This window comes from Rhizobium sp. BK176 (assembly GCF_024808055.1).
The window spans coordinates 1,027,378-1,050,372 of record NZ_JANUBV010000001.1 but is presented as its reverse complement, the minus strand read 5'-3'; the positions used below and the strand labels follow the sequence as shown (position 1 = coordinate 1,050,372).

At 60.3% G+C, this 22,995-nt stretch carries 26 protein-coding genes and 3 tRNA genes; 14 read left to right on the top strand and 15 right to left on the bottom strand.

Features of this window, described 5'->3' with window-relative positions:
• Positions 1–7: 7 nt before the first annotated feature.
• The 5 genes from FHT76_RS05825 to FHT76_RS05805 all read right to left on the bottom strand — a co-directional run bounded on the left by FHT76_RS05825 (position 8) and on the right by FHT76_RS05805 (position 3,870).
• Positions 8–1,150, bottom strand: a complete 1,143-nt coding sequence (locus FHT76_RS05825; RefSeq protein WP_259184818.1) for a hypothetical protein — start codon at positions 1,148–1,150, stop codon at positions 8–10.
• 100 nt (positions 1,151–1,250) lie between these two features.
• Positions 1,251–1,979, bottom strand: coding sequence for a hypothetical protein (locus tag FHT76_RS05820; protein WP_259184817.1), 729 nt, complete (start codon positions 1,977–1,979; stop codon positions 1,251–1,253).
• A 71-nt stretch (positions 1,980–2,050) separates the two neighbouring features.
• A complete protein-coding gene (locus FHT76_RS05815) occupies positions 2,051–2,332 on the bottom strand; it encodes a hypothetical protein (protein ID WP_259184816.1) in 282 nt (93 codons plus the stop codon).
• 122 nt (positions 2,333–2,454) lie between these two features.
• Positions 2,455–3,000: a ProQ/FinO family protein gene (locus FHT76_RS05810; RefSeq protein WP_259184815.1), complete on the bottom strand. Its 546-nt coding sequence runs from the start codon at positions 2,998–3,000 to the stop codon at positions 2,455–2,457.
• A 360-nt stretch (positions 3,001–3,360) separates the two neighbouring features.
• Positions 3,361–3,870, bottom strand: a complete 510-nt coding sequence (locus tag FHT76_RS05805; protein WP_259184814.1) for a hypothetical protein — start codon at positions 3,868–3,870, stop codon at positions 3,361–3,363.
• Positions 3,871–4,073: 203 nt separating this feature from the next.
• Between FHT76_RS05805 and FHT76_RS05800 the strand changes: the two genes are divergently transcribed.
• The gene (locus tag FHT76_RS05800; RefSeq protein WP_259184813.1) at positions 4,074–4,313 is read left to right on the top strand and encodes a hypothetical protein; all 240 of its coding nucleotides are present in this window, start codon (positions 4,074–4,076) and stop codon (positions 4,311–4,313) included.
• 18 nt (positions 4,314–4,331) lie between these two features.
• Here the strand turns inward: FHT76_RS05800 and FHT76_RS05795 are convergent, their stop codons facing one another.
• Positions 4,332–4,955 (bottom strand): hypothetical protein, encoded by a 624-nt coding sequence (locus tag FHT76_RS05795; protein WP_259184812.1) that lies wholly within the window; start codon positions 4,953–4,955, stop codon positions 4,332–4,334.
• A gap of 133 nt (positions 4,956–5,088) precedes the next feature.
• Here FHT76_RS05795 and FHT76_RS05790 point away from each other — a divergent pair, with 133 nt between their 5' ends.
• From FHT76_RS05790 to FHT76_RS05770, 5 genes are all read left to right on the top strand, one after another.
• On the top strand, positions 5,089–5,649 hold the full coding sequence (locus tag FHT76_RS05790) for a hypothetical protein (protein ID WP_259184811.1): 561 nt from the start codon (positions 5,089–5,091) through the stop codon (positions 5,647–5,649).
• Positions 5,650–5,822: 173 nt separating this feature from the next.
• Complete coding sequence (locus FHT76_RS05785; RefSeq protein WP_259184810.1) at positions 5,823–6,395, top strand: hypothetical protein; 573 nt, start codon at positions 5,823–5,825, stop codon at positions 6,393–6,395.
• Positions 6,396–6,574: 179 nt separating this feature from the next.
• Positions 6,575–7,093: a hypothetical protein gene (locus FHT76_RS05780; RefSeq protein ID WP_259184809.1), complete on the top strand. Its 519-nt coding sequence runs from the start codon at positions 6,575–6,577 to the stop codon at positions 7,091–7,093.
• Positions 7,086–7,664: a hypothetical protein gene (locus tag FHT76_RS05775; RefSeq protein WP_259184808.1), complete on the top strand. Its 579-nt coding sequence runs from the start codon at positions 7,086–7,088 to the stop codon at positions 7,662–7,664. Before FHT76_RS05780 ends, FHT76_RS05775 begins: the two co-directional genes overlap by 8 nt.
• A gap of 29 nt (positions 7,665–7,693) precedes the next feature.
• Positions 7,694–7,966, top strand: coding sequence for a hypothetical protein (locus tag FHT76_RS05770; protein WP_405049495.1), 273 nt, complete (start codon positions 7,694–7,696; stop codon positions 7,964–7,966).
• Between the two features lie 177 nt (positions 7,967–8,143).
• On the opposite strand, the gene FHT76_RS05765 is transcribed toward FHT76_RS05770, so the two are convergent.
• The 4 genes from FHT76_RS05765 to FHT76_RS05750 form a co-directional block, all read right to left on the bottom strand.
• Positions 8,144–8,219 (bottom strand) — tRNA-Lys (locus tag FHT76_RS05765).
• Positions 8,220–8,224: 5 nt separating this feature from the next.
• Positions 8,225–8,300, bottom strand: a tRNA-Lys gene (locus tag FHT76_RS05760).
• A 6-nt stretch (positions 8,301–8,306) separates the two neighbouring features.
• A tRNA-Lys gene (locus tag FHT76_RS05755) sits at positions 8,307–8,382 on the bottom strand.
• A 299-nt stretch (positions 8,383–8,681) separates the two neighbouring features.
• Positions 8,682–9,221, bottom strand: coding sequence for an RNA polymerase sigma factor (locus FHT76_RS05750; protein WP_259184807.1), 540 nt, complete (start codon positions 9,219–9,221; stop codon positions 8,682–8,684).
• 313 nt (positions 9,222–9,534) lie between these two features.
• Here FHT76_RS05750 and FHT76_RS05745 point away from each other — a divergent pair, with 313 nt between their 5' ends.
• The 5 genes from FHT76_RS05745 to FHT76_RS05725 all read left to right on the top strand — a co-directional run bounded on the left by FHT76_RS05745 (position 9,535) and on the right by FHT76_RS05725 (position 13,929).
• The gene (locus FHT76_RS05745) at positions 9,535–10,104 is read left to right on the top strand and encodes a hypothetical protein (protein WP_259184805.1); all 570 of its coding nucleotides are present in this window, start codon (positions 9,535–9,537) and stop codon (positions 10,102–10,104) included.
• 16 nt (positions 10,105–10,120) lie between these two features.
• On the top strand, positions 10,121–12,319 hold the full coding sequence (locus FHT76_RS05740) for a penicillin-binding protein 1A (RefSeq protein ID WP_259184804.1): 2,199 nt from the start codon (positions 10,121–10,123) through the stop codon (positions 12,317–12,319).
• Positions 12,309–12,590 (top strand): hypothetical protein, encoded by a 282-nt coding sequence (locus FHT76_RS05735; RefSeq protein WP_259184802.1) that lies wholly within the window; start codon positions 12,309–12,311, stop codon positions 12,588–12,590. The genes FHT76_RS05740 and FHT76_RS05735 overlap by 11 nt, the downstream gene beginning before the upstream one ends.
• A gap of 111 nt (positions 12,591–12,701) precedes the next feature.
• Entirely contained in the window at positions 12,702–13,457 is a 756-nt protein-coding gene (locus FHT76_RS05730; protein ID WP_259184801.1) for a sigma-70 family RNA polymerase sigma factor, read from the top strand.
• 64 nt (positions 13,458–13,521) lie between these two features.
• Positions 13,522–13,929, top strand: a complete 408-nt coding sequence (locus FHT76_RS05725) for a hypothetical protein (RefSeq protein ID WP_259184800.1) — start codon at positions 13,522–13,524, stop codon at positions 13,927–13,929.
• A 22-nt stretch (positions 13,930–13,951) separates the two neighbouring features.
• On the opposite strand, the gene FHT76_RS05720 is transcribed toward FHT76_RS05725, so the two are convergent.
• From FHT76_RS05720 to thyA, 5 genes are read right to left on the bottom strand one after another with little or no spacing between them, the layout of a single operon-like run.
• Positions 13,952–14,359 (bottom strand): hypothetical protein, encoded by a 408-nt coding sequence (locus FHT76_RS05720; protein ID WP_259184799.1) that lies wholly within the window; start codon positions 14,357–14,359, stop codon positions 13,952–13,954.
• Positions 14,356–14,811 (bottom strand): hypothetical protein, encoded by a 456-nt coding sequence (locus FHT76_RS05715; protein ID WP_259184798.1) that lies wholly within the window; start codon positions 14,809–14,811, stop codon positions 14,356–14,358. The genes FHT76_RS05720 and FHT76_RS05715 overlap by 4 nt, the downstream gene beginning before the upstream one ends.
• 7 nt (positions 14,812–14,818) lie before the next feature.
• Positions 14,819–15,340, bottom strand: a complete 522-nt coding sequence (gene dut, locus FHT76_RS05710) for a dUTP diphosphatase (protein WP_259184797.1) — start codon at positions 15,338–15,340, stop codon at positions 14,819–14,821.
• The gene (locus FHT76_RS05705; RefSeq protein ID WP_259184796.1) at positions 15,337–15,792 is read right to left on the bottom strand and encodes a dihydrofolate reductase; all 456 of its coding nucleotides are present in this window, start codon (positions 15,790–15,792) and stop codon (positions 15,337–15,339) included. The genes dut and FHT76_RS05705 overlap by 4 nt, the downstream gene beginning before the upstream one ends.
• Positions 15,789–16,763 carry a thymidylate synthase gene (gene thyA, locus FHT76_RS05700; RefSeq protein WP_405049501.1) on the bottom strand — a complete coding sequence of 325 codons (975 nt, stop codon included), beginning with the start codon at positions 16,761–16,763 and terminating at the stop codon, positions 15,789–15,791. Before thyA ends, FHT76_RS05705 begins: the two co-directional genes overlap by 4 nt.
• Before the next feature lie 228 nt (positions 16,764–16,991).
• Between thyA and FHT76_RS05695 the strand changes: the two genes are divergently transcribed.
• From FHT76_RS05695 to FHT76_RS05685, 3 genes are all read left to right on the top strand, one after another.
• Positions 16,992–19,373 (top strand): RNA ligase, encoded by a 2,382-nt coding sequence (locus tag FHT76_RS05695; RefSeq protein ID WP_259184795.1) that lies wholly within the window; start codon positions 16,992–16,994, stop codon positions 19,371–19,373.
• 141 nt (positions 19,374–19,514) lie between these two features.
• Positions 19,515–20,912: a hypothetical protein gene (locus tag FHT76_RS05690; protein ID WP_259184794.1), complete on the top strand. Its 1,398-nt coding sequence runs from the start codon at positions 19,515–19,517 to the stop codon at positions 20,910–20,912.
• Between the two features lie 64 nt (positions 20,913–20,976).
• Positions 20,977–22,959 (top strand): DUF4139 domain-containing protein, encoded by a 1,983-nt coding sequence (locus FHT76_RS05685; protein WP_259184791.1) that lies wholly within the window; start codon positions 20,977–20,979, stop codon positions 22,957–22,959.
• Positions 22,960–22,995: the final 36 nt, after the last annotated feature.

Sequence of the window (22,995 nt, the reverse complement as noted above, 5' to 3'; positions counted from 1 at the left end):
GGTCGTCCTAGAACGTGAAAGGCATGTTGTTGGCTGTCGGGTTGTTTGACTGATTGTTCCCGCTGTCGTAGCCGGACGCCATGTCGGCGCGCGAATACGAGCTTTCCGAACGCTTGTTTTCCGGCTCGGGCGGACGACGTTCGGCGCGTTCGGCCGCCATCCTGTCCATCGTGGCCTCGGAGTACAGGCCTGAGACGTCCATGACGTTCTTGTGGTGGATGCGGCTCGGAAGGGAGCGCGATTCAACCACCGGGCCTCGATCAAGCGGCTGGATGCCTGCTGCCACGCGGTGGACCTTGCCCGTCTTGCCGCCGAACGCCCATTCGTCCTCGTCGCAGAGGATGATCGCGGACTTGCGGAATCCAGGATACGGCCCCTTGTCGGGCATGAACTGTTTCCCGACCTTGCCGACCGCTTTCTTGACGTCCTGACGAACGTCGACGTCACGGGCGACCTGGTCGCGGCCGACAGCGAACTTGCGGACGGGAATGAGTTCGATCCATCGCTGTCCCTTCAGGTGTTCCTGAGCGATCACCTCCTCGATGAAGGCATCCAGAGGGTTTTCGCGGTTGACATGATATTCGAACGTGCGGCCGTTGCCTGTGCGGGCGATGAACCCGCCGGAACCCGCCGTCCATGGCATCTCGCAGACCCTCCTGTAGACGGCGCGGATGTCGTCGGCGTCGTCGGCACGGAACGACTGCGAGCCATCTGCGACGGTCAGGAACTGTTGCGCTCCTCGCTTGCTCACCGTGGTGGCCGATGCGCGGGCCATGCCCATCAGGAACTGGACCCGGCCCTTCATGCCGTCATGGGTGCGAGCGGTCAGGTTCGCGGTCATCGCGTCGCCGCCCTCGATGTAGACGCGGTCGAAGGCGACGATGTCGCCCTTGCGCAGGGCGGGGAAATAGTCGTTCCCCTGGATGTGGCGCGTAAGGCTGTCGATGTGCGAGTGCGTGCGAACCTGCCTGACGTGAACCTTGGTGTCCGGAGGAGCGCCGAAGGCTCCGAGAACCAGCACGCCGCTCACCGTGTCCGCGGAAACGATCTCGTCGATTTCGAGGAACAGGGGCTGTCCTTTGAGGAGCCGCTCCTGGACGTCGGCCCGCTCGGAGTCGTCGATGCGGTTTTTGGCGAATGAAAGGTCCATGTCTCTCGGTCCATGCTTGGTCTATGGCCTAAGATTATAAGGGCCGCCGCGCATCAGACAAAGTCGAGAGCTTTCGATGTCTTCGGATTTCGGCAGATTTTCAGAAGCCGAAAAGTGCCGGAGCCGTCGAGGGTGTCGCATGCGACACGTTGGGTAGGTCGATGACGGTCCGCCGAGGCGCGCACATCCTCTCCACCGCATCGAGGTCAAGGAAACCGGGGATCGGCTGATCCACCTGCCGGGCTTCGTCCATTCTTCCGGCCACGACCAGTTGCGTCGCGCGGTATTCGGAGCCGTGAAAACGGTAGTTGAGGATAGAGATGACGGGGTCGTGAAACGAGACCCACCACGGGCCTTCCGCTGCCGAATATCGAATGATGTTCGTGATCGCCGAGAGTGGGATCGCTCCTTCGTGGGTACAGTTGCCGAGCAACTCCATGGACTTCTCGTAGCCGATGCCGGATTCCGCCATGGGACGGAGAACACGGGAGAAGTGCATGGCCTGTTCGTTCTTGTCGATCATCGCGGACGGCGGCATGAAACGCTCGTCCAGAGCGCCGTGCTGATAAATGAACCAGACGGCGTCCTCGTCGGCGTGAAGCGCATCCTGATCGGTGAGCAGATCGGTGTCGATCTCCACGATGACGAGGTCTTCGCCCACTTCCTTGCGCGCCGACTGGGCGAAATACAGGCCGTAGGCATCCGTCAGGTATACCCTGTCGTTCGCCGACGCAGCCGCCCAGTTCGACGGACGATCACCGCGCGGGACGAGTCCGTGCTTGAGGATGGCATCCAGATGCTTCGACGACGTTCCGTGGTATAGGCGCATGTCTTCTCCGATTTAGCCCGTCGGGCCTTGCGGCCGACCATAGCGCGGCCGGCCGCGGGCAAGCAACGCCCTCAGGAGGGCTTCGGCGCGAACCGAAGCTTTTTGCGCTTGGGAACCGCAAGGCCGCCTTCGCGGATCACGTGATCCGGAAGGCGGCCGGGCACCAGATCGACCTCGATCGAAAGCCGGGCCGAGATCGCGAAGACCCGACCGTCATGCTCGAACGAGGCGAACTCGATGCCGGACGGAAGCAGATAGGTCTCCGCGAGGGCGGTGGCCTTTTGCGCGACCTTGTCGCGGTTGACGATATGGTTGGGAACGCTGTTACCCAGCGAAACGGAAACTTTAGACATGAGACATCTCCTGTTTTTGGACAAACTCCGACCGTCGATTGGAACGGTTCCGGTAGTTGTCGACAGGGGATGGGTCAGGTCATGTCAGTCTCCGGTGGCATTGATCGGCCACGAGTTCGAAGCTATCGCAGTTTTTCGGTCGGCGGAAGCCGGTTCCCCCAATGAAATCGACCGCAGTCTTCGCATTGGTATCCTTTGGCCATGGCAAGGTCCCCTCCGGTTCGGAAAATCGCTGCCCGGCCGTATCCAGCCGCCTCGGCTACGCTGTCGTATCCGACTTTTCCGGTCGCCGAACAATAGCCTTGTTCAGGGCTGCCTTCGTTGCGTGCCGAGAGCCTACCGAGTTGCTGCCGCGCGTTCCTTGCGTGATCGGCATTGACGACCGAGACGGCGTTTCCATGCAGGTCGACACGGGCTGCCCCGACCATCGTTCCGCGACGTCGGTAGGTCTCGGAGCCTGTGTAGGCGGAAAGAAACGTCTTGATGACGCGGTTGGGTACGTCGGGGAAGACTGCCTTGAGATCGCGGTCGATGCCTACCTTGAGGGGCGACATCCCCTTGCCACGGAAGCGGGGGTGGACGAAGGCTTCGGGGAAACGCTCATAAAGAATGGCGGCAAACGCCTTGGCATCGGTCCTGTCCTGATCGGTTTCCGGTCTTCTCTTCAACGCGTCCGCTCCTGTGTTCCACAGGCAGAAAACAGGAAAAGCCGTATGTTTTCAACCGCTCGGTCCTGAGAAACTCCATTCGAGTTAGAAGACCGGTCGATAGCGAGGAATTTTGCGCGGATAGCTAGGTTTTCCGCGCGCTTCGGTCGGGAAGGCTGACTGCAAGCCATGCAGAGTACCGAGGTTTTCCGCGCGTTTGGCCGCCTGATGGGTGTCCGGCCGCATTGATCTGCCGATTTTTGGCTCGGCGATAGGTGTCAATCCGACACCAAAACCCGTGCTGAGGTTTTTCGCGCGTTTCGACATCCCCCGCGGGAGACTATCGAGGTTTTTCGCGCGTTTGCGCTTTGACACGCCGCATCAACTGCGGGAGAACGCGAAGCCAATACGGTCGCGGTCGATATCGGGGTCCATGAAGACGATCGAGTTGAGGTCGGAAGCTATGAGGCCGTCGCGGTCAAAGATCGCCTCGATGCGGGCGCGGTCGCCCTTCACGACGCCGAGGTAGTAACGATCGCCATCAGTCCAGACGCGATAGATGTCCAGGTCATAGCAATTCGGCGCGGTCGCGGGGGTAGCGCCATCGACGATCCGTCCCGCTCGGGAGCAATACTGAACGAACTCTCTTTCCTGCACAGGCATCAGCGCCGCGCGCGTCTCCATGAAGGAGTTCCGCTGGTAGTCCAGATGGAGGAAGACGAAGAACGTGACGCCGACCGTCATCAAGCCGATCGCTCCGCAACCCACGACGAGAGGGCCGGTATGCGTGTTGACACGCACGACGCCGAAGACGAGCGCGATGACCGAGATGAGCGTGAAAAATCCCAGCAGTCCCGTGGGCGAGTTTGGAAGGAAAGCGTCGATCATCATTGGTCACTCCGGCAATTGATGCATTCGAGTGTTCTTCCGATTGCTTTTGCCGTCAACTTAATTTAAGACCCCGAGCGAGCAACCGGTGTGGCTGTGGAGCGCGTTAAGAAAAAAGAAATGATGACCCCGATTTAAGCTTCACATTCACGGTTTGTTCCTATACGAAGACGCCAATCGATGACCCCAAGCGAAGGAGCGCAGAAATGACGTCTTGCCAAAAACGGATGAGGGAACTTTCCAAGGTCATCGGATCGGTAACGATGGACCACGAGATCAGCATCTCGAAGGGCAATCACATTCAGGTCGTCATTCGTTGCGGCGAAGAACAGCGGAAGCTGTTCAGCGGCAAGACTCCGAGCGACCACCGATCCCTCATGAATTTCAAATCGACCGTCAAGCGCGCCTATCAGGAAATGGGCGGCGCGAAAGAACCGCGCTTCTGATCGCCTTGCGAGGCTCCCTTAGGCTTCGAGGACCTTGGGAGCCTTGATTTCACGCAGTGCGGGGGTCTTCGGAAGCTCCCGCATCCAGGCCTGGAGCCACCAACGTGCCTGAGACCTGACCATCTCGCGCTCCTCGCCTTCCAGAAGCCCGAAATCGTGGCGGTAGCTCATGCAGGCGGAGTTGATCTGCGCCTCTGTCGGCTGCCAGTTGTTTTCGGGAATGAACTCGCCGGGAGTAGCGCCCGGAAGCGGCGAATGGCGCGGCTTGTTGGCCTGTTTCTCGCGGATGGCGTCGACTTTCGTCCAGATGCGCGCCAGCTCGGCTTCGCCAGCCTCGTGCATGTCCAGCTTGCTGACGATGCAGAGAGCCGCGAGCGTCGTCATGACACCGCCGACTTCCTGCCTGACCTCTCCTGCCGGGCGCGAGTACACGTACTTGGCAACGGAGATCAGTTCCTCGAAGCTGCGGCCCTTGGCCTGGAACAGCTCGATGGCCTCTTCGATGAAACGGGCTTCACGTGCGTGTTCCTCGGTGTCGAAGTCTTCCGTGAAGGCGGCGACGAGCCACGGGCGGACACGCGCCTGGAAGGATGCCGGAGGTGTTATCGCGTCGCGAATGCGTTGAATGAGCGTGCCGATCATCGGTGGGTCTCCAGAAGCGATGGAAGTGCGAGATCATCAATTATCCCGATCCGGCGGGCGGAAAGTCAACCGGCGGCGTTCCTTGCCTGAATTCACACTATGCTTGTTGGAACGGATCAATAGGAAGACGCCAATGATCGAGTTTCTGGACCGCAATGAAGTCGCCACGCCTGAGCGCCTGGCAAACAGGTACGCTTTCGGGGTCCTGACCATGAGCGATTACAACACCGTTTTCGTCGGTTCGCCGTCGCGCGTCCTCGCCGCCAACACGGTGGCGCTCAAGGGCCATCCGATCCGCTTCACGATGGCGGAAAACGACCAGTGTTCGGAAGCCATGGTCGTCGAAACCGAAACCCACAGGCGCGAAACGGGTCACATCAGGATCATCTGCGACACGCTCGACGAGGTCATGGCGCTGGTGAACACGCGAAAAGCGGTCCACGAGATCAGGAAGAAGAACGACGGCTATGTCGACACCCAGGAGACCGGCCGGCAGATCAACGCGATCTACCGTGAGGTAGCAACTCGCTTCAACGCGCCGCGACAGACAGCCGAGGACCGTCCGTCGGCGGGTGAAAGCATGATGGCACGGGTTGGCGCGCGCCTTGAGCGTCTGCAGCCTGAGACACCGCCGATGCCGTCCCATCTCGAGCGCGTCTCCAGTCGGCCGGCGGTCTTCGGTCGCCGGATGTAATCCACACTTGATCGACAGGAATTCGACATGGCGGCCGACGGCCGCCATGTTTGTTTTTGGGAGAACCACTCCCCCTGAAAGGCATACGCGAATTACCCCAAGAGATAAGCGCCAAGGCCGTGCGCAAGGAGTATGATCGCGTCCACTTGGTGTGACGGACGGGAGGGCGATCCGTGAGTGCCTACACAAACGACGATCTCAAGCGGAAGGCGATGTCGACGCTGGATATAGGCCTCGCCGCTGTGTTTCTCTGGACCTGTTACTCGGCTTGGATCGCCTACGCCGGACCGCCGATCGTTTCAAAGTCGATCCTCCAGAGGGAGGCAGGCTGGTCGCGCGACACGCTGACGCTCACCGAAGAGATCATGATCGGCAAGTTCCTCTTTTACACGTTGGCATTCCACACGGCGATCTGGGCGGCCTATTGGGTCGCGAGACGTCTCAGGAAGTCCGCGCCGAATGTTTCCGACGTGGTGTCGATCATACTCGGGGGTATGCTGACAATTTGCTACCTCCCGGCATTCATGGCGGGGCTGGTACTGGACTCCACGATGGTCGACTTCCTATGGCCGCACACCCTTGCCACCCTTTGCTCGCATCTCGCCTACCTCGACGCAGCGGACCGCCCGTTCGTGTACGGATCGGCAGCGCTCAAGGTGACAGCGATCCTCATCCCGGTGCTGATGTATGCAAACGCCTGCATCACTCGGGTCGCTGCTGAACCTGGGCCTAGAACGGAGACATGAGACAGCACCTTCACGGGCCGCGCCGACTGAAAGACTTTTCGACACCGAAGAAATGAAAAGGCAGCGATGATCCGCCTTTCCGTTTTAAACCGGAAACAATTTGAAGTCTTCGAAACGTTGACAGGATGTTCGAATGCCTCAACCTTTGTATGCAGAACAAGCAACAAAGAGGCGACAGGTTGAAAATCGAAGACAAGAGATACCTTCTCATCGAGAACCGGGAAACCGTCCAGGAAACAGAGGCAGCAGCGATGTATTGCGAATTCAATAAAGGCGACCGCATCCTCGTGTTGCCGGCCGACCTTTCCGAAATCAACCGCATCAGGGCCTTGGAGATAGCTAAACGCCGGTTCGTCCGCGGGAATAAAGAACTGAAGGCAATGGGAGCGGAACTTCATGCCGCGTGTTCCGACGCGATGGAGATGGTCGATCTGGCTGTCCGTTGGGGCAGGAGAGGTTTGGTGTTCGGCGCGCTTGCGGCGTTGTTTTTCCCGCTCGCTCTTGCGCCGTATCTCCACTATGCCGCCCCGACTGGCGCGAAGGGCCGAGCCATCCTCGACGCGGACCGCTCATATCTGAATTATGTCCGCGAAACCAAACACGGCAGGGACAAAACCCCGGTGATCGACAAGGAAAGAACAAAGGCCGACCTGGCTGAGTTCAAAGCTTGGCAGGAAAAGGAGGAGACCCATGACTGACATTCGTGCAGCGTTCAGGGTGCGTATCATGACGGCGCTTGACTGGGGTTTCGCGGCGGTGTCCATGTGGACGATCATTTGCGCCTCATTTGCCTTGCAGGGCGTCAGCTTGCTTTTCAGGCCTGCCATTCTCGAAGATATCGGTTGGTACGGGAAGTACACCGCGATCTACGAGTCCAACGAGGTTACCGCCCTCGTTATTTACGTGCTGACGTCCCATCTCCTGCTTGGTGCGCTTTACTTCGGTGCGAGGAAGGCAAGAGGACTTGTTCCCGCTGTTTCCGATGCGGCCGCTTTCGCCGTCGCCGCTTTGATCGGCTTGGTTTATCTACCGAGCTTTTTGGGAGTGTGGGCAATCGCAGGCGTACACCCTGAGGCACTCGACCCACGTTGGTTTGCCCGATTGGCAGCCAACTATGCCGATCCTGGCAGCGCCGATCCTGGTCACGCCGACGGTCTTACGAACGCTATTATCATGACAAAAGTCTGGCTCCTCGGTCTTCCCGCCCTCGGATACCTCTACAGCGTGTTCCGGCCGATCAAGCCGTACAAGCTGATCCGGATGGTCTAGTACGCCTAGCACCATCGGATAGCTGTCCGATGGTGATTCGTTGTGGGACAATCCTTCCTGTCGTGACGAACGCGAAGGAGGTGAGAAAAGTGAAGCTTGCCTATACCGCATCGATTTTGGCTCTGGCGACCGCGCTGTGCCTGCCGGCGGTCCATTATGTGTCGTTGCCAGGCTATGCGTTCAAGACCGATCCAAAGTGCCAGAGGACGGTGGCGAAGACTCAGTTCGACCGGAAATGCGACTGGCCGCGCCTCGGCATCAAGGACTTGACAGCGCCGCCGCCGATTACCTTCGGAATCTAGCGGCGTCTCTGCGAAACAAAAAGGCGACCACTCTCGAGAGGGTCGCCTTTTTGTTGGTCGCGTCCGGGTAACGAATGGTCCGGCACCCCCGACATGCATTGATGGTGCCTCACTGAAGCACTGCCAGCAAGCGCCGGCGCTGCGCACGGTGCAATTGAAGTCTTGTTTTGAGAGGAATGGTGGGATGTCAGGGGCTCGAACCCTGGACCTGATGATTAAGAGTCAACTGCTCTACCAGCTGAGCTAACATCCCGAATTTGGTGGATGGAGGGAGGCTCGAACTCCCGACGCCCTGATTAAGAGTCAGGCACTCTACCTACTGAGTTATCCATCCATATCGTGGTGGGTGCTGTCGGACTCGAACCGACGACCAGACGGTTAAAAGCCGACTGCTCTACCAACTGAGCTAAGCACCCTTTCGATGATTTGAATATGCCGGACATCAAAATCGGCGTCAATAGCAAAAAGAAAGAAAAGTCAATAAAATCAATCACTTAGTCTTAAGCTCGAACGACATCGTGGCTAGCTTTGCGCCGCGATGTCACGTCTTCCAATTTCGTTTTGGTTGACCGCACCGGGCATGCAAAAGGCCGGGATTTCTCCCGGCCTTCGAAGTCTTACGAAAGGACGCAGAAATCCGAACCTAGCACCCCCGGTGCCGGGTTTTTCGTTTCTGCATGGCGTTCCGCGAACAGGCGCGCATCGTCTCGTCCTTTTACATCCTCGGGGCAGCGGCGGCCAGCTGACGTTGCGGTTCGGGTTCGTGAACCATCTCGATCAGGGCAGACCTTGCCCGTGCAATCCTACTTTTAACAGTTCCTTCGCTGCAGGCAAGCTTTTCCGCAGTCTTCTGGTAGCTGAGACCTTCGAATACCACGCAGTAGAGCGCCTGCTTCTGCTCTCGGGGAAGTTTCTCGATGAGCTCTTCCGCCTGCGTGTAAAGCAGGTAGTCGTCCTGGTTCGCCGGCATGGGATAGGCCTCGGCCGCATCCGGGTCGAAGGTTTCCCGCGTGCGACGACGCACCGCCTGCTTGATCATGGATCGGTGGGCATTGAACTGAAGCGAGAAGAGCCAGGAACGGATGTCCGTTCCCTCCCTATATTGCGACCTCATGTCGAGCGCCTTGCGCATCGTTTCCTGCACGATCTCTTCCGCATCGGCTAATTTGCCGCTGAGACTGAGAGCGTATCTTTTGAGATCAGGCATATACCTGACCAGTTCGTCACCGAATTTATCGTCGCCTATAACACGCATACTTGGCTTCCCCACCACAGAATTAGAGGTTGTATTAGCGGGTAGTGTTGTCAATTCAGCCGGCGGGTTTCGTACGCAATCAAACATCGACATGAGTCGGGAAATCCCGGCGGACGGTAGGCGTAGGTTTGGGTGATCCATCGGTGGGACGGGCTGGAAATGCCCATATCAACACTCATGGAAAGGCTACCGTCGCGCGACAAGCCGGTGCAATGAGGCTGGAGCTTTCGCGGTCCCACTTCAGCCGGCGACTTTCTTACATTGATTTCGCCTGCCAGAATAAACCCCGTACACCCGGGAGCCGGCAGTCAACATGTTCGAATTCGCCTTCGTCAAGGAGCGCAAGGCCGAGGCGCTACTCGCCAACGCCGCCGCCAACATCATGGATTTCGTCCAGCAGCTCTCCCAGACGGAACGCGCGGCAGCCCTTGCATGGGCGAACGCCGCCCTTATCGCAGGCAAGGAAGAGTACGGCCGCGAACTGGCGCACGCCCCGAAAAAGATGAAGCCCGAGCTCGCCGTGAAGGCGGTCCTGCACTTCGGCGCATACCGCAGGCAGATCGAGGACGCCATAGATAGCGTCGACGGCAGGCCGTCACATGATCCGGCGATCGCCGCGTTCAAGTGGGAGCTGCTTGGCGCGCAGGTGGTCATGGTGACTGCGGGTGCCGCATTGACGAAGGACGCCAGGAACGCAGCGAAGGCCATCTTCGGGGTTCTCGAGGAGGCGATCCCCTATGCGGAGGAAGCGGTACGCGCGATGACAATCTACGGCAAGACCTACGACGTCGAAGTTATCCCGGCGGTGCCGAACAAAAAAGGTGACAAGGCTTTTCTCCTGGCGTTAGCATCTTCATTGCCGCCCATGTTCAGGGCCTCCTAACCGCAGAGTGGACTTCATGAATTTCGCCCGCACGTTCCTTGCGGGGACATCCGTCCTGACCCTTCTGGTCGGCCTCGCCGCCGTCGGAACCGGGATCGCCTATGTCCGCAAGATCGAACCGACGCTTCCGGACATCCAGACGGTTGTCGACTGGAAGCCCAAGGAAGGGACGACGATCCTCGCGGTGGACGGGACCGTGCTTGGCGTCCATGCGAGCGAATTCCGCAAATACGTTCCCTACGCCGACATTCCGCCTCTCGTGGTCAACGCCTTCGTATCGGCGGAGGACGGCAAGTTCTGGACCCACAACGGCGTCAATCCCGTAGCCATGGCGCGCGCGCTGCTCGCCAGCCTCAAGGGCAGCAAAGGACGCATGGGGGGCGCTTCCACGATCTCCCAGCAGGTGGTCAAGAACCTGCTGCTCTCGCCGGAACGCACGCTCGATCGAAAGATCAGGGAGGCCCTGCTGGCCATCAAGATCGACAAGGCGCTCGGCAAGCAGCGGATCGTCGAAATCTACCTCAACGAAAGCTATCTCGGCGAGGGCGCGTACGGCGTCGCGGCGGCCGCGAAGACCTACTTCGGAAAGGAAGTCTCCGAACTGACGGTTTCGGAGGCGGCGGTCCTCGCATCGCTCCCGCAGGCTCCGAGCGTCGTGAACCCGGTCAAGAACATGTCAAGGACCGTCGAGCGTCGGAACTACGTGCTCGGCCGGATGCTCGCAGAGGGCTACATCGACAAGGACACCTACGACAGATCGATGGCGGAACCGGTCGTGCTTGTCCGGGGCGGCAAGGAAGCGGCACAGGAAACCGAATATGCCTTCCGCTCTCCTGAGGAAGCGGTGCGGCGTGCGCTGGTCTCCTCGCTTGGCAGTGACCGCGTCTACAAGGACGGCGGCACGGTGAAGACGACGGTCGACCCCGATCTCCAACGCACGGCGCACCGCGAGTTGCGGATCGGCCTCGTGCGCGAAGATCGACGCAGCGGCTGGCAGGGCCCGTTCGCGAGCGGTATCTCCTTCCCGGTCGACTGGACCGACGAGGCGTTGGAAGCGCCGGCCGGTGCCGAGGACTGGAAGGTCGGTGTCGTCGTCGAGGCAGGCCGTGACGCCGTCGTGGAGACCAAGGAAGGCGAGGTGACGATTACCGCCGCTTCGCTTGCCTGGACCTCGCGCAAGAAGGCCTCGTCGCTTCTCAAGGCAGGCGACGCCGTTCTGATCGGCGACCTCGGAAACGGACCGGAGATCGTCTCCGTCCCCAAGGTGCAGGGTGCCGTCGTCGTCCTCGATCCTTCCTCCGGCGCGATCCGCGCGCTGGACGGCGGCTTCAGCGCCGAGGAGAGCGAGTTCAACAGGGCGACCCAGGCAAAGCGGCAGATGGGATCGGTCTTCAAGTCGTTCGCATACCTGTCGGCGCTCGAGATGGGTTTCGACGCGATGTCGCCGATCCTAGACCGACCGATCGCGATCGAACAGGGGCCGGGTCTTGCGGATTGGCGGCCGACGAGCCACGACGGCGGGCTTGGCCTGATCACACTGCGTCGCTCTCTGGAACTGTCCCGTAACGAATCCACCGTCCGCCTCGTCTATGACCTCGGCCTCGATCAGGTGGCGGAGACGGCAAAGCGCGCCGGCATCAAAATCCCCGAGAAGCTGACCTACTCGATGGCGCTCGGCACGGCCGAGACATCGCCTCTCAACGTCGCCGAGGCCTACGCGACGCTTGCAAACGGCGGCCACCATATCCAGCCGACCTTCGTTCCCTCCGAAGGCCCGGTATCGCTCGCTGGCCGTGCGCCGGAATTCGATCCGATCGCCGTTGCCCAGTTGTCGTCGATCCTCGAAGGCGTGACCTATGCCGGAACGGCGCGCAATGCCTTCGCGGGCTTCGACAAGCCGATCTCCGCGAAGACCGGGACAACCGACCAGTCGAAGGACGCATGGTTCGCCTCCTACGGTCCGCGCTTCGTCCTGGTGGTCTGGGTCGGCCGGGACGACTCCAAGCCGCTCGCCAAAGGTGCCGCCGGCGGAGACACCGCTGGACGCATTGCCCGTGGTATTCTGGATCACGCGGCGTCCGACTTCCAGTTCGACCCGTTCGAGTTGCCCGACGGCGCGGAAACCGTGGTCGCCGACAGGGCGACCGGCATGCCTGACGAAAAGGGCGACGTCGTCGAGATCGTCCGAACCGAGGAAAAGACAGATGGAAATTGAAGACGAAAACCCGCTGCACGACATCCACTCCGAGATCGCTTACGGAGACCTCGAGGAAATCGACCTCGAACCATACTTCGGAGCGCCTGACGAGGAGATCGAAAACCATATCCGATCCCTGGCGAGCCGTGCCTCGATCGGTCAGCTCCGCCAAGCCTTGTCAATTCCGTTGGACGGGGAAGACAGGGAACGCGAGGTTCTCATCGAGATGTTCGTAGAGCGGAGGATGGCGGTAGTATCCAAAATCAGGTTGGCAATACAGAGTATTTAAGCAGAAACATAACATTCGCTTTCGCCACTATTTAGCCAATAACGCCTTGACTAAAACCTAGCCGGCATTCCCACTATTACTAAGGGAAATCCCGGCGAAGGGCAGGTAACAGTGGTTCTCACCAGGGGAGCGGCGCTCAGGCAACCGATTCTGGCCCCTGATGTTGAGCTGAGGCTCATTCGGGCCTACAAGGAAACGAAGGACGAAAAGGCGCTGGATGCCATTTCGCGGTCGTATGCCCGCCTTTGCTATTCCATCGCCTCCCATTTCACCAACGACGAAAACCGTATCGAAGACCTAGCACAGGAGGGGTCTTTCGGTATCCGCAAGGCCGTCGAGAAGTACGACCCCGAGAAGGGAACGAAGTTCTCGACCTATTCCCGGCTGTGGATTCAGAACTACGTCGCCATGGCGGCCGCCTCGGTCCTGAACGACATCACCGTTCCGGCGCGCGCGTTCATCGACGCCAGGATGGGGCGCATACAGCCGGGGCGCAACGACAGCGCCGTCTTCGCCGCCATGCCGTTCATCATGCTGGACGCCCCCGTCGGCGACGAGAACGTCACCTCGCAGATGGACCTCCATGTCATGGACGAGGTGACGCCTGAGACCATCCTCGCCGAAGAAGACCAGCAGAACGCCATGCGGCGGGTGATCGCGGCGGCCCTCGCGACGCTCACCGAGCGCGAAGCGACGGTCATCATGCGGCGTAAGCTTCAGGATACTCCCGACACCCTCGAAGAGATATCGGAAGACTTCGGCGTCACGCGCGAGCGCATCCGTCAGATCGAGGCGTTGGCAATGGACAAGCTCAAGGCCGCCTTGGTCGCCAACGGCGTGTGCGCCGATCTGTTTTTCGATCGCTGACCGCTTGCGACGTCTTTAATTATCTGCCATGTTCCGCGTCGACAATTTTAGACGCGAGGATATCATGATCAAACGTGCGGTGGAATTCGGACAGGAATTCAAAGCCTGGTGGGCGGCGGCTGGTTTCAGCGCCCGGGCGAATGTCGCGGCCATGGGCGCGCTCATGGCGGTGTTCGGTGGGTTGGTCGTGGCGTTTTGCTGGCTCCAGTACCGCAGTACCGTTCGATATGCGGAGGAAACCGGGACGAACTCTCTCTGGCTTTTCGCGTCATACGCCCTGATCACGGCCGTCGCCGTGGGATTTGGATGGGCGGTTGTCCGCGCCCAACTGAGGCAGGCCCGCGAGGAGGAGCGTGAAACCGACGAATTCCACGCTAGGATGAACGCCAGAATCGACAGCATGCACCGCAGCCTGGATGCCATCGAGATTTCGCGCGCGCCTTATGGCGGTGGCAAGATCACACTGCACTAACCTTTCGTCTTCTCCGAGAGGACTAGGGGTGCGACGCTTGCGCCAGCGCGCGGATTTCCCGTTCCGTGAAAACCGCGCGGCCGGTCGCAAGGCCGAATTCGACATTGTCACGGCTCGAGTCCTTCAGCGACCCAACTGCTCCGTCCGGCAGGGACCATCGGCCCTTGCCGAGCAGTGTCCTGACCGCGGCACGACGGCCCTTATCGTTGAATGCGATGAAGGCGTTGCCGACGCAGATCGCCCCAAACAGCGAGCCGATTGACCAGTTGAACATCAGGTCGTTTTCGTAGAAGGCGGCTGTGACAAATCCTGCCACCACAGATGCGACGAGCGTGTAGGTCGCGATAGTGAGGGCCTTGCGGTCATGGCGGTCGTAGATCGAGACCATTTCGTTCCAAGGCGCAGGGTTCGACGGAATGTTGTCGTTCATGCGTTTCCCTTTCCAAGCTGCGTTTTTGCCGAAAGGTCCGCCTTGAGAGCCTCGTCACGGACTGTCTTGTAGGAAATCGAGACTTTGCCGGGGTCCATGTCGAAGCGAAGGCTGCGAGCCTCGGCCTTGATGAAACGCGCCGTCGCGCCGGTCGGCAGACGCCAAACGGCATCCACCGGAAGCAGCGCGCGGACGGACTTGACGAAACTCGCCAGTTCCATCGTGTCGATGAACATGGAGGCGAGCCAAAGCGCCCCGATCATCAGCCGGAACATGGCCAGCTGCTGAGGCGGCATCTGGACGAACATCAGGCCAACAGCGGCGGCGAACAGCGCCGTCAGGAGGACGTTCAGGAAGCCGAGGTGCCTGTCGCGCCTCGATAGAGCCTTCTCGACCGCCTGCCATGGAATGTCGCGGATCGCCTGGTCATTGATGATCTGTCCGGATGCCATCGCGACCTCAGTTCTTGCCGGTGGAGCCGAAGCCGCCGACGCCGCGCTTGCTCGTCGCGGAGAACTCGTCGACCCAGTTGCGGTCGACGCGGATCACGGGAACGAACACCAGCTGGAACAGGCGGTCGCCGCGCGTCACGACGATCGGATCGGTGCCTTCAGGATTGGTGTTGATGGCGGTCAGGAACAGTTCGCCCTGATAGTCGCTGTCGATGAGGCCGATCGTGTTCTTGAGGTTGAGGCCCTTCACGCCCGATCCGGAGCGCGGAAGGATGTGGGCGGCGATGAACGGGTTGTTGATGTGGAAGCCGAAGCCGGCGCGGAACTTGAAGCTGTGGCCGGGAGCGATCGAGACTTGTTCCTCGTCCATGAACACACGGACATCGAGCGCGGCCGCTTCCTCGGACTCGTAGCGCGGTAGCGGAAATTCGCCCTGCGAGGCATCCGGCTCCGCCTTGAGCCACGGTGTATTGGTGCTGAAGAGCTTGAACTCGACAGATTGCGGGTGGGTGATGGTGAAGGTTTTCATGTGCGTCTCCATTCTTCGAGGTCTGAGACTTCCGAGAGCGGCTCGCTGCGAACGAGCGTCCAGCCGTGTTCGGAAAGGTTGAGAAGGCGGGTGTCGCAGTCGTGGACGGCCTTCACCCGGGTGATTTCGGCTTTGGCGCAGTAAGGAAGCAGCGCCCGGTAGACCTCGCCTCCGCCGGCGACGATGACTTCGTCGGGCTCCGAGGCGAGGTGAAGGAGCAGGCTCCCGAGGTCATGCGACCCGAACCCGATGGGATTGCGGGTCAGCGTCAGGATGCGGCGGCCAGGCAGGGTCGACGGCAGGGTTTCCACGGTCTTGCGGCCCATGACGACCGCTTTGCCCATCGTGCGCGCCTTGAACCGCTTGAGGTCCTCCGGAACAAGCCACGGCAGCTTGCCGTCGATGCCGATCCCCCATTCGAGATCGGCCGCGGCCATTAGGGTTAGGTTCATACGGCCACTTCCGCCTTGATGAAGGGGTGGTGGTCGTAGCCGACGACTTCGAAGTCCTCGAATTTGTACGAGAAGATGTCATCTGGCTTGCGCTTGAAGGCGATCCTGGGGAATTCGCCCTTGGGTTCGCGGGCAAGCTGTGTCGCGACGGCGTCGTGATGGTTGTCGTAGACGTGGGTGTCGGCGCTCTGCCAGACGAACTCGCCGACGTCCATGTCCGCCTGATGGGCCATCATATGCAAAAGAAACGAAGACGTCGTCCAATTGAATGGCACACCCAAGATTGTATCGCTTGAGCGCTGAACCATCAGGAGGTGCAGGCGCTTGCGGCCCTTCAGGTGGGCGTTGTGCTCGCCACCGTATTCTCCGTTCGCGCCATAGCGTTCCTCCGACGGGGTGACGAAGAACTGGTAGCTCTTGTGGCACGGGGTCAACGCCATCTGGGAAAGTTCCGCGACGTTCCAGCCTTCGATGATGATGCGGCGGGAATATGGGTCATGGCCGATGAGGTTGAGTGCGCCGGCAACCTGGTCGATCTCGCCGCCCTCGTAGTCGCGCCAGCGACGCCACTGCTTGCCGTACACCGGGCCGAGATCGCCCCATTCGGACGCGAAGGCTTCGTCTTCGACGACCCGCGCTTCGAAGTCCTTCTGTGCGATGTCATGACCGGTTGCCTTCCTGTACTTGGCGAGCGGCCAGTCGGTCCAGATGGTGACGCCTTCCTGGAGGAGAGGACGGATGTTCGTCTCGCCCTTGAGGAACCAGAGCAGTTCCTTGAGGGCGGCCTGCCAGAGGACCTTCTTGGTCGTGAGGATCGGGAGCTCGCCGTCCGAAAGGTCGAAACGGCATTGCACGCCGAAGAGCGCGCGCGTGCCAACCTTCGTCCGGTCCGTGCGCGGAGAGCCGTTCTTCACGATGTTGTCGATCAGACGGAGATACTGCCTTTCCGGATGATTGATGACAGAGAGGATTGACCGCGCCAAATCGAGGTCTTCTTGATCTTCGTTGTTCAAATGTGGTCTCCGAATGGGATTTGGTTACATGAAGTCTTCATCGGATAGCCGAGATTGGCAACACGGAAAAACAAGACGCCAAGCGGCAAATGAAGTCGGAAAACTTCGAAAACGAAGACGCGAGGGTTGAATTTTGCCCACGATGATGGGTAGATGCGCCAACTATTGAAAAAGAAAGAATTCGAAATGAGAAAGCTCGTCGTCTTCCGCGGACCGCAGGGTTCGGGAAAAAGCTACACCATCGACAAACTCGGCCTCAACGAGTGGACGCTGTCTTCGGACGCGATCCGCAGCGTCGTCGCCTCGCCCATGCTGACGAGCCATGGCACGATGATCATCAACCAGGATGTCAACCAGAAGGTATTCGGCATGCTGCACGACCTCGCCGACCAGCGCATGCGCCGAGGCGAGACGCTTGTGATCGACACGACCGGGATGCAGATATCCGATTTCGCCGAATGGCGTCGGATGGCGAAGGAGCATCGTTACAAGATCGCATTCGTCGACCTGACCGATGTCTCGCTGGAGACGGCGCTGGCACGTCAGGAAGGCCGTCACGAGCTTCGCAAGGTCCCACGCCAGTCGCTCGAGCGCTTCGTCAAGATCATGAAGGACAACCCACTCACCGTGGAAGACCCGTCCCGCGAGACGCTGATCAAGGGCGACGAGGCGGGATCGCACATCGACGTCCTTCGCACCTGGCTTCAGGAGCCTGTCCTAGACCTGTCCGCCTACAAGGAAGTCGTCCATATCGGCGACGTCCAGGGGTGTTACTCAGTTCTCGCAGGCAAGGACGGTCCGCTGGCCAATGGCTTCCGCGACGACACGTTCTACGTTTTCGTCGGTGACCTGCTCGACCGCGGCATCGAGAACGGCAAGGTGCTGCGCTGGTTCGTCGACAACGCAGTCGGTCGCGACAACGTCGCCCTGATGCACGGCAACCACGAGGACCATCTTCACCGCTGGAGCCGCGGTTACGACCCGGTCAGCAACGAGTTCGCCTATCGCACGCTGCCGCAGCTCGAGGCCGAGGGCCTGACACCAGCAGACGCCGACAAGGTCTGCGACATGGCGCGCGAATTCCTGATCTACACGCACGGCGGCCGCACGGTCTTCGTGAACCACGCGGGACTGTCGACGCTTCCAGGCGATCCGTGGAGGGTTTCGCTGGAGCAGTATTCGCGCGGAACAGGCAACTGGAGCGACGACGTCGACAGCCAGTATGCGGCCAACGTCCATGGCGTGTTCCAGGTCCACGGTCACCGCAACGAAAAGGGCGTGGCGATCCGGGCGACCTCGCTGTCGTTCAACCTCGAGGATTCCGTCGAGTTCGGCGGTCACCTGCGCACATGCACGCTCACCGAGGACGGCTGGCAGACCAAGGGCTACAAGAACCGCGTGTTCCGTCCGCTGGCGGTTCGCCTCGCGCTGGAAACCATCAACAATCCGGCCGACAACCGGACCAAGGTTCGCAAGCGCTATCCGGACTGGATCATCAAGCAGGAGCCGACGCAGAAGTTCTTCGATCCCGACCTTCTCGAACAGATGAAGCGGCATACGGGTGTCAGGGAGAAGAACAGCGAAACGTTCCCGCACGTCTACTCTCTGAACTTCACGAAAGACGTCTTTTTCGACAAGGCGTGGGACGACGTGGTCGTGAAGGCCCGAGGTCTTTTCCTCGACGGCGAGACGTCGGAAATCGTCGCGCGCGGCTACGACAAGTTCTTCAACATAGGCGAAATCGCGTCGACCCAGGTGGACGTGCTTGCGGAAACGCTTCAGTTCCCGGTCACCCTTTATGCGAAGGAAAACGGCTATCTCGGCAACCTCGGGTACGACGCGCGCCGCGATGTCCCGATGGTGGCTTCCAAGTCGACCGCAGACGGGCCGTTCGCGGGTTGGTTCCGGGACATCCTCGCCGAGAAGGTCTCGGCTCCGAACTTCGAGCGACTTCGTCGTTATCTGCGCGACACGGAGTCTTCGATGACCTTCGAAGTCATCGATCCGGTCAACGACCCGCATATCATCGAGTACGACGAGCCGAACATCGTGCTGCTGGATATCGTCCGCCGCGCGACCGACTTCCGCAAGGCCTCCTATGACACCGTCAAGGAAGTGGGTCAGTACTTCGGTCTCGATGTAAAGCAGCGCGCGATGCGTTTCGAGAACAAAATCCAGTTCCTCGCCTGGTACCGGAAGGCCGAGAAAGAGGGCCTCGCGCACACGTTCGGCCGCAAGCCTGTCGAAGGGTTCGTTCTCGAGGACGCATCCGGCTTCCAGACGAAATGGAAGTCCCCGTACTATCGGTTCTGGAAGCAGATGCGCAGCCAGCACCACCGGGTCGGCAGAATGCTCGAGAACTCGCAGATGCCGAAGGACGCGGCCTCCAATATCCGCGGGATGAACTGGATGACCGAGGAAATGATCGAGAAGGCCATCGAATTCAACGGATGGATGCTTGAACAGACACCGGAGACCATCGGCAAGGACATCATCCAGGCTCGCAACCTCTTCGCGGAGGACAGGAAGCCGAGCCAAAACCTGTCCAGATCGAACACGATGGCCTGACGAGGTCTTACTATAAACAAGTCGCCGGGGGTAACATCTGCCGGCGGCTTGTTTTCTCGCGTCTTTCCAAATGCTACTGTCAGGGGAAACGCCGATGCGGGAAAACAAAGACTTGCACGGAATAACAAAGGACAGGGACGCATGAAACTCAAAGGCGCAGTAACTCTGCTGTTGGCATTGGCCTCGTCATCGACGCTGGCTCTCGCCGCGGACAGCCACAAAGGCTTCACCTATCGCTATACGAAGACAATCTTCGTCGACGGCGGTGGTACTGTGACCCCTCCCGATCCGACCGATCCCACCGACCCGGAAGACCCCGAAGAGCCGGAAACGCCGCCTCCGGCCTGCGGGACCTTCGCCGTAGACAACGGCTTCTCCGCTTCCAGCCAGACGCTCGACGCCAACGGCAACTGCGTCTTCGCATCGCCCAAGGTCGGCACCCGCGCCATCGGCTTCGACTATACGACCGCCGAAGCGTTCTGCTCATCGACCATGAATGGCGGTGGCCGCATCGCGAAGATCGGCAAGGACAACAGCCCCGCGACGCGCGCGATCCGCGGAACCGGCACGCAAAACATCTCCAGCTCGTTCCAGATGCCGGGTATTTCGGAGATCACCTGCTCGACAGCGCCGTCGCCCTGCACGAACAGCGAATTCCAGGACGGCGCGTCCTGCCTGCCAAAGACTAACCTTTCCTGCGGCCGGCTCAAGAACGACTCCCTGCATTACCTTCCGGCCGGGCCCGAAGTCGAAATGGCGAGCATCGGCGTCTGCACGTTCCAGGTCCCGCAGGTCACGATTTCGGACAACGGCGTTTCGCTGATGGGCGAAGGCCAGACGATGCAGAAGTGGGTCAGTACCCTCAAGTCGGCAGGCTACAACGATTTCGATGCCTTCATCAGTGCCTATTCGCTGTCGGCGGCGACCGGCATCGACTACGCTCACTGGAAGGCCAACTCGAACATTCCGACGATCCCGCGCATCGCGTACAAGGATGTCGACTTCATCACCATCGCCGACACGGGCTACGGGTCACCAGCTACCCTGCCAGGCAATCTCGTCGCCACGGAAATCCCGTCTGGCGGTTCCGATATGCCGCTGACCTCGACGATCACCATCAAGTTCACTCCAGAAGCATCCGCCAACGGCGAGTCTCAGATCGCGGACATCGACCTGTTCGACATCGCCGGCAACCAGATCGATGTCATCTCGTCGACATTGAAGTCCGATCAGGGGAATACGGCGAGCACGTCGCTGATCGACTTCAACGGTAGCACGACAGAGACATTCACGACGGCGGACAACGAGTTCGCGCCCAAGTCGGTAACGTTGGTGTTCTCGGCAGCCAACAGGATCGGATCGATCGCGTTCAGGGCCGCTGCTTCGAACGCCAAGTTCCCGTATAGCTTCGGTGTCTACGCTACGAACAACGCGAACGACAACACTCCGCTCTTCTATGCCGGAACCAGGCAGTACACCCAGTCCGTCAAGGTGCAGGGCGGACAGTGGACGAAAATCCTGAACCCCGTCTACAACTGAGGAACGGGCCAATGAATCGGGGGAGGCTCAACGGCCTCCCCCTTTGCTTTTGAAAGGAATTGATATGACCAGAAAAATCCTGCTTTCAACCGTGGCAGCGATCGCCATGCTTCAGCCTCTCTCCGCATTGGCGGAAGGCGTCACGAACTCCCCGGTCAAATCCGTCACCCTGTCGTCCGGCGGTCTCGCCGAGATCAGGCGCACAGCGACGCTGGACGGAAACGGCGAGATCAGGATCGAAGTCCCGCTGGACCAGGTCAACGACATCCTCAAGAGCCTCGTGGTCTTCGATCCAAAGGGAACGGTGAAAGACCTGTCGCTGGCCGGCCCAAACCCGCTCGACGAAACCTTCAAGAACCTTCCGTTCACGCCGGACGACCTGACTGCGCTTCCAAAGCTCCTGACTTCGCTCAAGGGTTCGAAGGTAACGGTCGAGGGCCGCAACAATGGAGCTGGAACCGTCCTCGGCGTGGAGACCGAGAAGCGGTCTGAAGGTGCCGAGGCGACTTATCTCAATCTGATGGGCGATGACGGCCTGATCTCCCGCTACGAGCTCGATGGCGCGTCGACGGTCAAGTTCGACGATCCGGCCGTACGCGCCAAGATCGCGGCGGCCGTCGCCGTCGTCGGGAACAACGTCACCGACACGGCGCGCAACGTCGTCGTCAAGATCGACGGCAAGGGCAAGCGCGCGGTCGATTTCTCGTACGTCGTCGCCGCTCCCATCTGGAAGACCTCCTACCGTGTCGTCGTCGGCGCAGGTGGCAAGGCGCGGCTGCAGGCGTGGGCCGTACTCGAGAATGCCACCGGCGAAGACTGGAACGACGTCGGGATCGTGCTGAACTCCAGCTCTCCTGTCACGCTGACGCAGCGCTTGCACGACAGGTTCTGGAAGCAGCGGAACGAGCTTCCGATCGCCGTGGACAACGTCGGCATCCCCGAGGCCGACAAGGGCGCGGTGCGAAACCTGCTGGCGAAAGCGGACCTCGGTGGCGCTCGGGCGCAACGGGCGGTTCCCGCCATGGCGGCTCCGTTGGCCATGGCCGATGGGGTGGTCGCCGAATCGCCGGAGATGTCCTATGCCCAGTCGGCCGCGGCCTCCGAGGGAGACATTTCGGCCACGTTCAAGCTCGACGGCACCTACGACATCCACAACGGCGACACGGTCTCGGTTCCGATCGTCGACAAGGAGGTCGCCGCCGAACTGGTGTCGCTCTTCCGTCCCGACCGTGGCGACAGCCACCCTATCTCGGCGGTGTCGCTGGAAAACAGCACGGGTGTCAGCCTCCCCGGCGGCATCCTGACGGTCTACGACAGCAACGGGGCCTATATCGGCGACTCCAGCCTGCTCGGCCTGCCGAACGGCGATACCCGCATGTCGAGCTTCGCACTCGACAAAAAGGTCAACGTCGAGACGAAGACGGACAGCGGCATCAAGACCGTCGAGATCAAGGTCGTGGACGGCGTGCTGGTCACCAAGAACGTCATGCGCGAAGAGACGACCTACGTTGTTCACGGGGCCGCCGATGCAGAACGCACGGTCCTGATCGAGCATCCCAAGCGCGATGGGTGGGAATTCTCTTCGACCGACCTCAAGAGCGAGAGCGCCTCGGACTACAGGCTCAAGGTCAAGGTCGCCAAGGGCGAGACCCGCGAAGTCAAGGCTGTGCTGACCCGGCCGGGCGGCGAATCCTACCAGTTGGCCGACCTCAACGCCGCCGATCTGGCCCAGTGGTCGTCGACGTCGCTCGATCCCGTCATCAAGGACAAGCTCAGCGAGCTGTCGAGGGCGAAGAAGGACGAGTTCGAAACCAGACGTCAGCTGGAGCGCGCGTCCGAGGAGCACAACGCCCTCCAGGCAAGCCAGGAACGGACCCGCGAGAACCTCAAGGTCATGCCGGCGGGCAGCGACCAGCAGAAGGAATATGTCGAGAAACTCTCCGAGTTCGAGAAGCGGATCGACCAAAACGAAGCGGCACAGGCGCAGATGCGCGAGACGCTGTCCAAGTTCACGTCGAGGGTAGAAGATATCATTCGCACGTTCTAGGGCGGCGTAACCAAACGGGCGGCCTAGCCGCCCGTC

Bases quoted from the DNA above. Each gene is read 5' to 3' on its own strand.
- FHT76_RS05825 (WP_259184818.1), bottom strand. From the start codon at position 1,150: ATGGACCTTTCATTCGCCAAAAACCGCATCGACGACTCCGAGCGGGCC.
- FHT76_RS05820 (WP_259184817.1), bottom strand. From the start codon at position 1,979: ATGCGCCTATACCACGGAACGTCGTCGAAGCATCTGGATGCCATCCTC.
- FHT76_RS05815 (WP_259184816.1), bottom strand. From the start codon at position 2,332: ATGTCTAAAGTTTCCGTTTCGCTGGGTAACAGCGTTCCCAACCATATC.
- FHT76_RS05805 (WP_259184814.1), bottom strand. From the start codon at position 3,870: ATGATGATCGACGCTTTCCTTCCAAACTCGCCCACGGGACTGCTGGGA.
- FHT76_RS05800 (WP_259184813.1), top strand. From the start codon at position 4,074: ATGACGTCTTGCCAAAAACGGATGAGGGAACTTTCCAAGGTCATCGGA.
- FHT76_RS05795 (WP_259184812.1), bottom strand. From the start codon at position 4,955: ATGATCGGCACGCTCATTCAACGCATTCGCGACGCGATAACACCTCCG.
- FHT76_RS05790 (WP_259184811.1), top strand. From the start codon at position 5,089: ATGATCGAGTTTCTGGACCGCAATGAAGTCGCCACGCCTGAGCGCCTG.
- FHT76_RS05775 (WP_259184808.1), top strand. From the start codon at position 7,086: ATGACTGACATTCGTGCAGCGTTCAGGGTGCGTATCATGACGGCGCTT.
- FHT76_RS05770 (WP_405049495.1), top strand. From the start codon at position 7,694: ATGGTGATTCGTTGTGGGACAATCCTTCCTGTCGTGACGAACGCGAAG.
- FHT76_RS05750 (WP_259184807.1), bottom strand. From the start codon at position 9,221: ATGCGTGTTATAGGCGACGATAAATTCGGTGACGAACTGGTCAGGTAT.
- FHT76_RS05745 (WP_259184805.1), top strand. From the start codon at position 9,535: ATGTTCGAATTCGCCTTCGTCAAGGAGCGCAAGGCCGAGGCGCTACTC.
- FHT76_RS05740 (WP_259184804.1), top strand. From the start codon at position 10,121: ATGAATTTCGCCCGCACGTTCCTTGCGGGGACATCCGTCCTGACCCTT.
- FHT76_RS05735 (WP_259184802.1), top strand. From the start codon at position 12,309: ATGGAAATTGAAGACGAAAACCCGCTGCACGACATCCACTCCGAGATC.
- FHT76_RS05725 (WP_259184800.1), top strand. From the start codon at position 13,522: ATGATCAAACGTGCGGTGGAATTCGGACAGGAATTCAAAGCCTGGTGG.
- FHT76_RS05720 (WP_259184799.1), bottom strand. From the start codon at position 14,359: ATGAACGACAACATTCCGTCGAACCCTGCGCCTTGGAACGAAATGGTC.
- FHT76_RS05715 (WP_259184798.1), bottom strand. From the start codon at position 14,811: ATGGCATCCGGACAGATCATCAATGACCAGGCGATCCGCGACATTCCA.
- dut (WP_259184797.1), bottom strand. From the start codon at position 15,340: ATGAAAACCTTCACCATCACCCACCCGCAATCTGTCGAGTTCAAGCTC.
- FHT76_RS05705 (WP_259184796.1), bottom strand. From the start codon at position 15,792: ATGAACCTAACCCTAATGGCCGCGGCCGATCTCGAATGGGGGATCGGC.
- FHT76_RS05695 (WP_259184795.1), top strand. From the start codon at position 16,992: ATGAGAAAGCTCGTCGTCTTCCGCGGACCGCAGGGTTCGGGAAAAAGC.
- FHT76_RS05690 (WP_259184794.1), top strand. From the start codon at position 19,515: ATGAAACTCAAAGGCGCAGTAACTCTGCTGTTGGCATTGGCCTCGTCA.
- FHT76_RS05685 (WP_259184791.1), top strand. From the start codon at position 20,977: ATGACCAGAAAAATCCTGCTTTCAACCGTGGCAGCGATCGCCATGCTT.